The organism is Kitasatospora sp. NPDC048545 (assembly GCF_040651155.1).
Classification (GTDB): domain Bacteria; phylum Actinomycetota; class Actinomycetes; order Streptomycetales; family Streptomycetaceae; genus Kitasatospora.
In genome coordinates this window covers 67,498-77,156 of record NZ_JBEZIQ010000047.1, presented here as the reverse complement: position 1 = coordinate 77,156, position 9,659 = coordinate 67,498, and the positions used below count along the sequence as shown (strand labels likewise).

The 9,659-nt window shown below is 74.8% G+C and carries 7 protein-coding genes; 3 read left to right on the top strand and 4 right to left on the bottom strand.

All coding sequences use genetic code 11. The features are described from left to right. Nucleotides 1-750: 750 nt before the first annotated feature. Nucleotides 751-1,662 carry a DUF4328 domain-containing protein gene (locus tag AB0D10_RS34005; protein WP_360262897.1) on the bottom strand — a complete coding sequence of 304 codons (912 nt, stop codon included), beginning with the start codon at nucleotides 1,660-1,662 and terminating at the stop codon, nucleotides 751-753. Nucleotides 1,663-2,094: 432 nt separating this feature from the next. On the opposite strand from AB0D10_RS34005, the gene AB0D10_RS34000 reads away from it, so the two are divergent. Continuing rightward, complete coding sequence (locus AB0D10_RS34000) at nucleotides 2,095-3,129, top strand: amidohydrolase family protein (RefSeq protein ID WP_360262895.1); 1,035 nt, start codon at nucleotides 2,095-2,097, stop codon at nucleotides 3,127-3,129. 164 nt (nucleotides 3,130-3,293) lie between these two features. Here the strand turns inward: AB0D10_RS34000 and AB0D10_RS33995 are convergent, their stop codons facing one another. Next, nucleotides 3,294-5,351, bottom strand: coding sequence for a hypothetical protein (locus AB0D10_RS33995; protein WP_360262893.1), 2,058 nt, complete (start codon nucleotides 5,349-5,351; stop codon nucleotides 3,294-3,296). Between the two features lie 158 nt (nucleotides 5,352-5,509). Beyond that, nucleotides 5,510-6,178 (bottom strand): alpha/beta hydrolase family protein, encoded by a 669-nt coding sequence (locus AB0D10_RS33990; RefSeq protein WP_360262891.1) that lies wholly within the window; start codon nucleotides 6,176-6,178, stop codon nucleotides 5,510-5,512. A gap of 188 nt (nucleotides 6,179-6,366) precedes the next feature. Here AB0D10_RS33990 and AB0D10_RS33985 point away from each other — a divergent pair, with 188 nt between their 5' ends. Beyond that, nucleotides 6,367-7,170, top strand: coding sequence for a helix-turn-helix transcriptional regulator (locus AB0D10_RS33985; protein WP_360262889.1), 804 nt, complete (start codon nucleotides 6,367-6,369; stop codon nucleotides 7,168-7,170). 193 nt (nucleotides 7,171-7,363) lie between these two features. Here the strand turns inward: AB0D10_RS33985 and AB0D10_RS33980 are convergent, their stop codons facing one another. Continuing rightward, nucleotides 7,364-8,674: an acetylhydrolase gene (locus AB0D10_RS33980; protein WP_360262887.1), complete on the bottom strand. Its 1,311-nt coding sequence runs from the start codon at nucleotides 8,672-8,674 to the stop codon at nucleotides 7,364-7,366. A gap of 280 nt (nucleotides 8,675-8,954) precedes the next feature. Between AB0D10_RS33980 and AB0D10_RS33975 the strand changes: the two genes are divergently transcribed. Next, on the top strand, nucleotides 8,955-9,653 hold the full coding sequence (locus tag AB0D10_RS33975; RefSeq protein WP_360262885.1) for a hypothetical protein: 699 nt from the start codon (nucleotides 8,955-8,957) through the stop codon (nucleotides 9,651-9,653). Nucleotides 9,654-9,659: the final 6 nt, after the last annotated feature.

Here is a 9,659-nt window from a genome sequence, read left to right as displayed (position 1 = left end):
GACCGAGTGGTACAGGAGCACCGGGACGACCGGTGTCACGGCCCGCCTCCGGGCCCCGGAGCCGGCCCGGCCTGCCGTCATGGCGCCCTCGTGGCGCCTGCGGGTGCGCAGCGGGGGCAGGCGAGGCTCAGACGGGGACGTGCCACACCTGGTTCGCGGCGCCGGTGCCGTACCGGATGCCCAGCTGGTTGCCGTTGGCGGTCACCCGGCCCCGACCGGATCACGGTGCGCCGCCGACCGGATCACGGTGCGCCGCCGACCGTCGACGGCCGGATCCGCTGGCGCCCGTGAGGTCCTGGCACGCATCGCACCGGCCGCCGCACCGGTTCGGCGGCCCGCGTACACCGGCCCCGTGCAGCGTCCGTCCCCGCGGCCGTGCGAGCCGAACCCCCCGGCCCCGCGGGGCTCGCGGACGTGCGCGGGCGCGCCCCGGCCCCGGCCCGCGCCCGAGCGAGCACCACCCGGTGCGCCCGTGACGGATCACCACCTCCCGTGCTGCGCGCGCCGCGACCACGCCCTCGTGCGTACAAAAACGATCAGTCACCCTCTACCAGGACCTGCCCACCACCCTCCCGGCCCTCGACCCGCAGCCCTGCCGGATCGCCTCGGACCAGGACAGGTACAGCCTCTCCACCGTCCTCGCCCAGTCCGGCCTGACCGCCGACTGGACCCCGCCCACGGCCTGACCGCCCGCCCCGCCCGCCGACCGGAGCGCGCAGTCGGGCGGGGCCGGGCCTGCCCGGTACGCCGTCAGGCGGGCGACTGCCCCGTCGACGCGGCGTCAGCGGGCGCGGCGGCGGGTGCTGCGGCGGGTGCTGCGGCGGGTGCTGCGGCAGCAGCCGGAGCAGGAGTCGGAGCAGCCGACACCACCGCCCGGGTCCGGGCTTCCTGGGCGGCCATCGCCGCGATCGGATTGATCCCGGCCCGACGGGCCTGCTGCATCGCCGTCAGCCGGTTGACCACCAGGATCGCCGCGACCGCCGCGACCAGCCGCAGCACCGACCCGGCGGCCTCCACCCGGATGGTGTTGCGCAGGTCCTCCAGATCACCGAGGTCCGACAGGTCCACGTGAGGCAGCATGGAGCCCGCGATCCGGTTGACGACGATCGCGCCGATCCAGGTGGCCCACCAGAGGGCGACCACGGCCTCCGACGGCGTGCGCCGCCGTCCCTCCGCGTCCAGCGGCGCGCTCGCCCGCCAGCAGTCGACCATCAGCTGCCAGGGGAACCAGAGCAGGACGACCGGCGTGATCCAGGACCCGATGGTCCAGCCGCGGCCGAGCCGGTGCCCGTTCGGCAGCAGCAGGTCGGCGTTCTGACGGATGCGGTAGAACCAGACGACGAACACCACCGCGGTCGCCAGCACCAACGGGAGGAACACGCCGTCCAGCACGCGCGCCAGCGAGTGCGTGACGTCGAAGTCGTCGGCGCTGACGTTGCCCGACCCGTCCAGCGCCCGGCCCAGGAGCACGTCGGTCCAGAGGTCGACGGCGACCGCGACCGCCGACACCGCGGCGTTCAGCGCCAGCAGGGCGTAGACCGCCACGGCCAGGCCGTTCGCCGGTCGCAGCGCCGCCGCCCACCCCGGGACCGCCTCCGCGCAGCCGAAGCAGCGGCCGCTGTCCGTCCCCGCAGGACGCGCCCCGCACGCCAGACACACCATCAGATCGTCAACTCCTGGAAATCGCCGCGCGCTCGACCGCGCGCGCCGGTACGCCACCACCCCGACCGGGGCGGGCGCGCCGACTCTAGGGGATCCGCAGCGTCGACTGCCACCAGGAATTCGCAGCTCAGAGGCGGTATCGCCAGATATCCGACAGATCGCTGCGACATTCCGGACCCGGGAACCGGATCGGGTGCGGCATCCCCCTCCGACACCAGCCCGTCCGATCTTCTTGTGTGACTGGCGAGCCTTCCCGGCGAAGGCCGGTGAAGGACCTGCGGGGAACGAACACACGGGGTCCAGGTCCATGATCAATGGTAACCATCGGGCGATATCGCCGTGAATACCGATGATCCCGCCTTGGCGTTTCCATCGATAGTATCGATGATACCGTCGAGCCGATTCCACTGGAACCATCGTGAGGAGCGACCCGTGCCCGATCGTTTCAAGATCATCGGCCTGGAGGAGACCGTCGTCGTCCCTTCCGTCTTCGCCGCCTACCAGCGGGCCGGATCGCCGCGGACCCCCGCCCGCGGCTTCGGCGACAGCCCCGTCGCGAAGAACCTGCACGAGGTCGGCGAGCAGCGCCTGGCCCACATGGACGACCAGGGCATCGACGTCGCCGTGCTCTCCCTGTCGTCACCCGGCGTGCAGGACCTGCCCGAGGCGGACGCGGTCGCCGTGGCCCGCGACGCCAACGACGAACTCGCCGCGATCGTCGCCTCCCGCCCCGACCGGTACCAGGCGTTCGCCGCGATCCCCACCCGGTCACCCGCCGCCGCGGCGGCCGAACTGGAGCGCGCGGTCGCCGAACTCGGCTTCCCCGGCGCCATGCTGTATGGCCGCACCGGCGACAAGCCGGCCGACCACCCCGACAACGACGAGCTGTACGCCACCGCCGAACGCCTCGGCGTGCCACTGCACTTCCACCCGCAGACACCGGTCCGGCCCGTCCTCGACGCCTACTACTCCGACCTCGGCGCCATGGGCCCGATCCTGGCCGGGCCCGGCATCGGCTGGTACTACGACCTCGGCCTCCAGTACCTGCGCATGATCTTCTCCGGCGTCTTCGACCGCTTCCCCGGCCTGCAGGTCATCGCCGGACACTGGGGCGAGATCGTCATGTTCCACCTCGACCACGTCGGGTTCTTCGCCGAGGCGGGCGGCCAGAGGCAGCCCCTCGCCGACTACTGGAGGAGGAACTTCTGGGTCGCGGGCAGCGGCACCAACAGCCCCCGGTACCTGCGCTGGACCGCGGAGGTCATGGGGACCGACCGGATGCTGTACTCCACCGACTACCCCTTCACCTACGGCTTCCGCCCCGGCGGCTTCCCCTACGTCGACACCAGCAACGGCGCGGCCCGCTCCTTCCTGGAGAACGCGCCCTTCACCGAGGACCAGAAGGCCGACATCGGCCACCGCAACTGGGAACGCCTCACCGCCCGCGCCGAACGCCCCGCCGGGTAGGGCACGCCCGCGTCGGCGCGGGTCCGGTACAGCCGCGTGCGGTCGCCGGGCGCACACCGGCTCCCGGTTCCGCCCGCCCCGGCCGGTCCGGTTCGCGGGCGGGCACCGGCCGGGGCAGCGGGCCTGCGGGCGGGCACCGGCCGGCTCGACGGGCCCGCGGGCGGTCAGCGGTGGGCAAGGACCGCGAGGTCGGAGCCGAAGGCGACCACCAACCGGCCGTCCGGGGCGACCGCGAGGCCGCGGATACCGGCGGGGAACGTGTACCCGCCGGTCTGCTCCCCCGTGGTGGCCTCCCACACCCGTACCGTTCCGTCGTCGCCGCCGGCCGCAACGACGGGACGGCCGTCCCGCGTCCCCACCGCACCGGCCTGCACCCGGCCGGTGTGTCCCGTCAGGGGTGGTCCCAGCGGCTCGCCCGTGGCCAGGTCCCACAGGTGGGCCGTGTCCGTCCCACGCCCGGTCAGCACGACGGGGCGGCCGTCGAGTTCCTCCAGGGCCATGGCGCCGCGCTTCCGGGGCTGCACGCCGATCCAGGCGCCCGCCGTCAGGTCCCACACCCGGCCTTCCCAGGTCACGGCGACGAAGCGGCCTTCGACGGTGGCGAAGAAGTCGATGGACGAGCTGGTGTACGCGCTGGTCGTCCGGCCGTGCAGCGGTTCCCTGCTCGCGAGGTCCCAGATCCGCACCGCCTCCGAGGAGGCACGTGTGAGGAGGGCGGGGCGCCCGTCGACCGTTCCCGTGGTCACCAGGTGCACGGCCCCGGTGTGGCCGGCCAGGGGCTCCCCGAGCTGTCCGCCGTCGAGGTCCCAGATCCGCACCAGCCGGTCCGCCCCGCCGGTCACGACCACGGGACGGCCGTCCACCACCGCCGTGGTGACCCGGTGCACGGGCCCCGCGTGACCGGTCGGCCGACCGGCCCCCACCCGCTCGCCGTCGAGGTCCCAGACGCGCACCGAGCGGTCGTCGCCACCGGTGACGGCGAGGTGACGCCCCTTCACCACCGCGGTCGCCACTGCCCGGACCGTCCCCGCGTGGCCGATCAGCGGCAGGCGCAGGTGCCGGTGGGTGGACAGGTCCCACACCTGGACCGGCCCGCCACCGCCGGCGACGAGGGCGGTGGGGCGGCCCCGGAGCACTCGCACGGCCGCCGCCTCCACGAATCCCGGGCCCGGTCCACCGACCTGTTCGCCCGTGGCGAGGTCCCAGACCCAGGAGTCGTAGGCGTTGGCGCTGACCGCCAGCGGGGACTCGGACACCGGGTCCGTCGCCAGGACGTGCGTCCGGGCGTTGAGTTCCAGGGTGGCGCAGCCGCGTCCCCCGTGGTCGTCGTCATCATCCGTGGAGGTGACACCGGCGGCATCCACGGCGTCGGCGTCGGCGTCGCTGCCGACGCCCAGCTCACGCCCGGTGGTCAGGTCCCACCGCCGGACGACTCCGTCGTTGTGGCCGGTGACGGCGACGGGCCGGCCGTCCGCCACGGCCGTCGCCAGCGCGCCCGCGAAGCCGGTGGGTATGGTCAGGAGCTCGTCGCTGCCGGTGGGGGCGGCCAGGTCCCACACCCGCAGGACGCCGTCGGTCCCGGCGCTGACGACGACCGGACGGCCCTCGACCGGTACGGTGGCGAGCTCGTTGACCCAGGAGTCGTCGGCGCCCCGGTACGTGGCGACCGGTTCCCCCTCGGCGAGGTCCCACACCCGGACCGCCCCTTCGGCATGGCCGGTGACGGCGACGGGCCGGCCGTCCAGCACCGCCGTCGCCAGGGCCCGCACCGCGTCGGTGTCACCGGTCGCGACGGTGCCGAGCTTCCGGCCGGTGGCCGGGTCCCACCAGTGCAGCGTGCCGTCCTTGCAGCCGGCGACCGCGAGCCCGCGGTCCGCCACGACGACGGTCGCCACCACGCCCACCTCGGCCGGTGCGGGCAGGGCGTGGCGCAGCCGGGAGTCCACGTCGGTCCCGGTCGCCCACTGCACGGCCCAGGGGTCGTCGGCGTCCTGGTGACCGACCGCCACCGCGGCGAGGCTGCGGGCCAGTTCGCGGTCGCCGTGCCGGGCGGCGTCCAGCGCCAGCAGCTGCCGCCGCACCGGCGCGCCGGACTCGCGGTGCAGGTGCCCCGACGTCCGGTACACGGCGGCGGCCGCCGCCTCCTCCGGTCCGGCGGCGCCGTCCAGCGCCGCGACGACCTGCTCGGGGTCGGCGTTCACCAGCCACGCCGGATCGGTCAACCGCGCACCCCTCGGGGCGACTTCGCGGCGCGGACCATCACTCGGGACATCAGCAGTCATGACCGGCACGATAACCACACCCGCGCGGCCGTGCCTCGCCGCGGCCGTGCCTCACCGCGTCCGTGCCTCACCGCGTCCTACCTCGCCGCGTCCGTGCCTCACCCGTCGAGCAGGATCGCGGCGACCGCCTCCGGGTCCTCGTGCATCGCGTCGTGGCCGGTCGGGAGGTCGTGGACCCGCCACCCGGGATCGGCCCGCAGGCGGGTACGGAGGTCGGCGAACGGCGTCCGGTCCTCCCACCCCGCGCAGTAGACGAACTCCCGCCGGGGGATCCGGTCGTGCGCGCCCGTGAGCCGGATCCGCTGCAGGAACGAGGCGAGCGGGTGGGGCCGGCGGCGGGGATCTCCGCCGGCCGGCGGCCGGACGGCGTGGCCGGTGGCCGCGGCGCCGACGGCGAACACGCCCCGGAAGTGGTCGTTCGTCGCCGACCAGCACGAATCGCCGTCGTGCGGCACGTAGGCGTCCAGGTGCACCAGTCGTGAGATCCGGCCGTCGGCGCGGTCGGCGGCGGCCGCGACCACCATCCCGGCGTAGCTGTGGCCGACCAGCGTCGCGCCGGTGACGTGATGGCGGTCGAGGTGCCGCAGCACGTCGTCGGCGTGCGTGTCGAGGTTGGCGGTCGCGACCGTCGCGGGGTCGTCGTCCGGCCGAAGACCCGTCAGGGTCAGGGCGTGAACGGTGTGCCCGGCGCGCTCCAGCAGCGGGACCACCGCCTCGTACGCCCAGGAGCCCTTCCAGGCGCCGGGAACGAGGACGAACGTCGTCATGCGGGTCTCCTTCTCGCTCGGACCGCGGCATCGAGGCACACCGCCCGGACGCCGTGTGGCGCGTCGGGCGCTGCGGGCGACCGACGGCCACTCGGCCTGCAGGAAGTCTCACCGGGCCCGGGGGTGGCGTGCGACCGGTACGATGCCAACCGATGCCTGTTCGCCGCCAACCTTCCCGGACCGCCGCCGTGACGTCACAGGTGTGGCCCTCCGGCGGGCGTCACCTCTGGCCGTCCGGTGCCGCGAGCGCGGCGCAGTCGCACGACCGGGGGCACCTGGTGTATGCGGCCGACGGCGTCCTGACGGTGCACACGGAGCGCGGCACATCCGTCGTCCCCGCCAACCGGGTCGCCTGGACCCCGGCCGGATTCACCCACCACCACCGCGCCCACGGCGACACCGACATGCGGATCGTCTTCCTCCCGCCGTCCCTGGCCCGGCTGGTACCGGACCGTCCCGCCGTGTTCCTGGCGTCCGCCCTCGCCCGCGAGGTCCTGCTCGCCCTCACCCGGCCCCCCGGCGACGCAGACGCCGCGCCCGGTCGCACCCGCTCCGCGCGCTCCCGCCTGCTGCGCGTCCTCGTCGACGAACTCCACGAAGCGGACGAGCAGGCACTGCACCTGCCGGAGCCTCGGGACGACCGGCTGCGGGCCGTCTCCCGGTTGCTGTACGAGGACCCGGCGGAGAACTCCACGCTTGCCGAACTCGGCACGAGGATCGGGGCGAGCACCCGCACCCTCAGCCGGCTGTTCCGCACCGAGCTCGGCATGACGTTCTACGAGTGGCGCACCCAACTGCGCGTCCACCACGCGCTCGTGCTGCTCTCCGACGGCCACGACACCGTCCGCACCGCCTACGCCTGCGGGTGGGCCAGCCCCAGCAGCTTCATCGCCGCGTTCACCGACGTCATGGGCACGACCCCGGGCCGCTACCGGTCCGGTCACCGGACCGCCGTCGGCGCCCCCGGCCGCCCGGCGGCGGTCGAGTCCTGAGATCGACCGGTCGCCGACGGTGCCCGAGATCGGCGAACTGTCGCACCCCAAAGCCGACTTGTTCACCACGGCCGTCACCCGCCGCCCCGGCACGGGCCGTTGTCCAGGCCGGAAGCGGGCCGGCCCCCGGACCGGACCGGGCGCCGGCGGGCGGCCGTACCCCCGTGACGGCCGCCCGCCGCCGCACCGGGGCCTACGGGTGGTAGACGACCTCCGGGAAGGCCTCGGACGGTCCGTCGAGCAGGTCGCCGCAGTGCCGGTTGCGCAGGTGGAGGTCGAAGAAGGCGCGCGGGTAGGCCTGTTGGATGCGGGTGCCGCGGTCGGGGTCGAGGGTGCCGACCTGCGCCTGGATCTGCTGCTCGGTCATCCCGATCAGCCGGCCCGCCTGCGGGATCAGCGTCATGTTGTCGCCGTACGAGGAGTGCACGGCGCCCGTGGCCTGGACATCGAGGCGCCAGCCGCGCAGGTGGCCCCAGAAGGTCTCGACGTACGGGCTGGCGGCCCGGGTGTAGGCGGCGGTCATCAGCATGAACGGCCGGTCGATGTCGGTGGTGATGGCGGGGTTCGACTCCATCCGGCCGTCGAAGGTGAGGCCGGCGCGGATGCGCGGGTCGGCGACCATGGCGAGGGCGGCGGCGGTGCCGCCCTTGGACCAGCCGGAGACGCCGATGTTCCGCGCGTCCAGGGCGCCGAGCAGGCCGGCCGGCAGGGCGCGGCCGTCGACGTCGGGGTTGCGCCCGTTGGCGAGGTCGATGGCGCGTTCGAGCAGGAACAGCAGGTCGGCTGCGTAGTCCTTCGGAGCCAGCCCCGGGGCGACGCCGTCCCGGGTGACCACCGTCCCGTCCGGGAACTCGGTGATGCCGTCGTGGGTGTGGTCGACGGTGACGACGGCGAAGCCGTGGCTGGCCAACTCCTGCACCACGATGGTGTGGTCACCGCGGTGGCCGCCCGCGCCGTGCGAGTAGAGGACGACGGGCAGTGGCCGGCCGGTCCGGTGCACGGGCGCGCCCTGGTGGCCGGCGGTCAGCGGGACGAGGGAGGGGTCGAGCGGGAATCCGGTGTCGTCGAGGAAGGCGCGCAGCGCGCCCGGGGTCAACCAGGGGGCGAGCGGGTACGCGTCGGCGTTCGCGGCCCGGGCCGGGTACCAGACGGTGGCCATCAGCTCGCGGAACTTCCCGGGCCTGGCGTTCGGGTCGAGGCGGGACTCGTCGCGCAGGTGCAGCGGCACCATGCCCACCGGGAAGGGGCCGGTGGGCGCCGTCAGGGTGAGCCGCGCGGGGGAGCCGGCGCCGCCGGAGGCAGGGCCGGCGGGGGCCGGAGAGGCGGGAGCGGCCGAGGCGGTGCGGGCGAGGCCCAGCGGCGCGGCGGCGCCCAGGGCGAGGGCGGCGCCCAGCATGCGGCGGCGGCTCGTTCCGGTACGGCGTGCGCCCGGCGCGGAGTCCATCGGCGCGGTGTCCATCGGTGTGTTGTCCGTCGACCTGGTGTCCATCGGCGTGGTGTCCATGCTCGGAACGCTGTCACGCGGGGCGGGCGGGCAGCATCAGTCCACCGATTGATCCTCCATCAGTTCGCATTGGCCCACGGGTTTACATCCCCGGGCTGATGCGGAGCGACTGCGGACGGGGTCCACCGCACCCCCGGCCGACCGCCGGCGGTACGTCACCCGGCCCGGTCCCGCACTCGGTGCCGGCGCCGGGGCGTACGGACGTCGCCACGCGGAGCCCTGGTGCACGCCGGTCCTCCTCCGTACGATCGCGGCGGACACCTACGAGGAGGAAAACACCGTGTACGGACCGGAGTTGGCCGCAGCAGCGGTCGAAGCACTGATCGGATCCGCCGCCCGCACGGCACCGCCCGGAGCGCCGGGAGACGGCCTGATCCGGCTCCTGCGCGAACGGCTCGGCCGGACCACGATCGGCACCGCCGTGCTCCACCGGCTCGACACCGAGGGCGGGAGCGGTGGCGCGGCGGACATCGCCCGCAGCGTCCTGGCCGACGAGATCGCCCGCGACCCCACCTTCGGGCAACAGGTGCACACCGCGCTGGGCGCCCGCGGACCCGTGCCACCGGCCGTGCCCACGGGCCCACCGCCCCGGCTCACGCCCCCACCCCCGTCGTACGCGCCCACGCACACGGCGCCGTACCCGCCCGCAGCGCCGTACCCGACGCCCGCCGGGCCGCCGCAGTCCCGCCCGCGCCCGACCAGGGCCAGGACCGTCGCCGTCTGGCTGCTCGGCCTGCCGCAGTACCTCCTGCTCTACGTCGCCGCCTCCCTCGGCGAGCGCCTCCTCCCCTCAGGACTCCCGGCCGCCGTCTTTGTCCTGATCGTCGTCGCCTCCCTGGGACTCCTCGCCGCCGGCACCGTCCTCGGCGTCACGGCGCTGCTCCGGTCGAGCAGCCCCATGCTGATCCTGGGCACCGTGATCGTCCTCCTGCTGCTGCTCGACGCGCTCTGGATCCGGGTGCAGCAGCTGACCGGCTGACGCCGG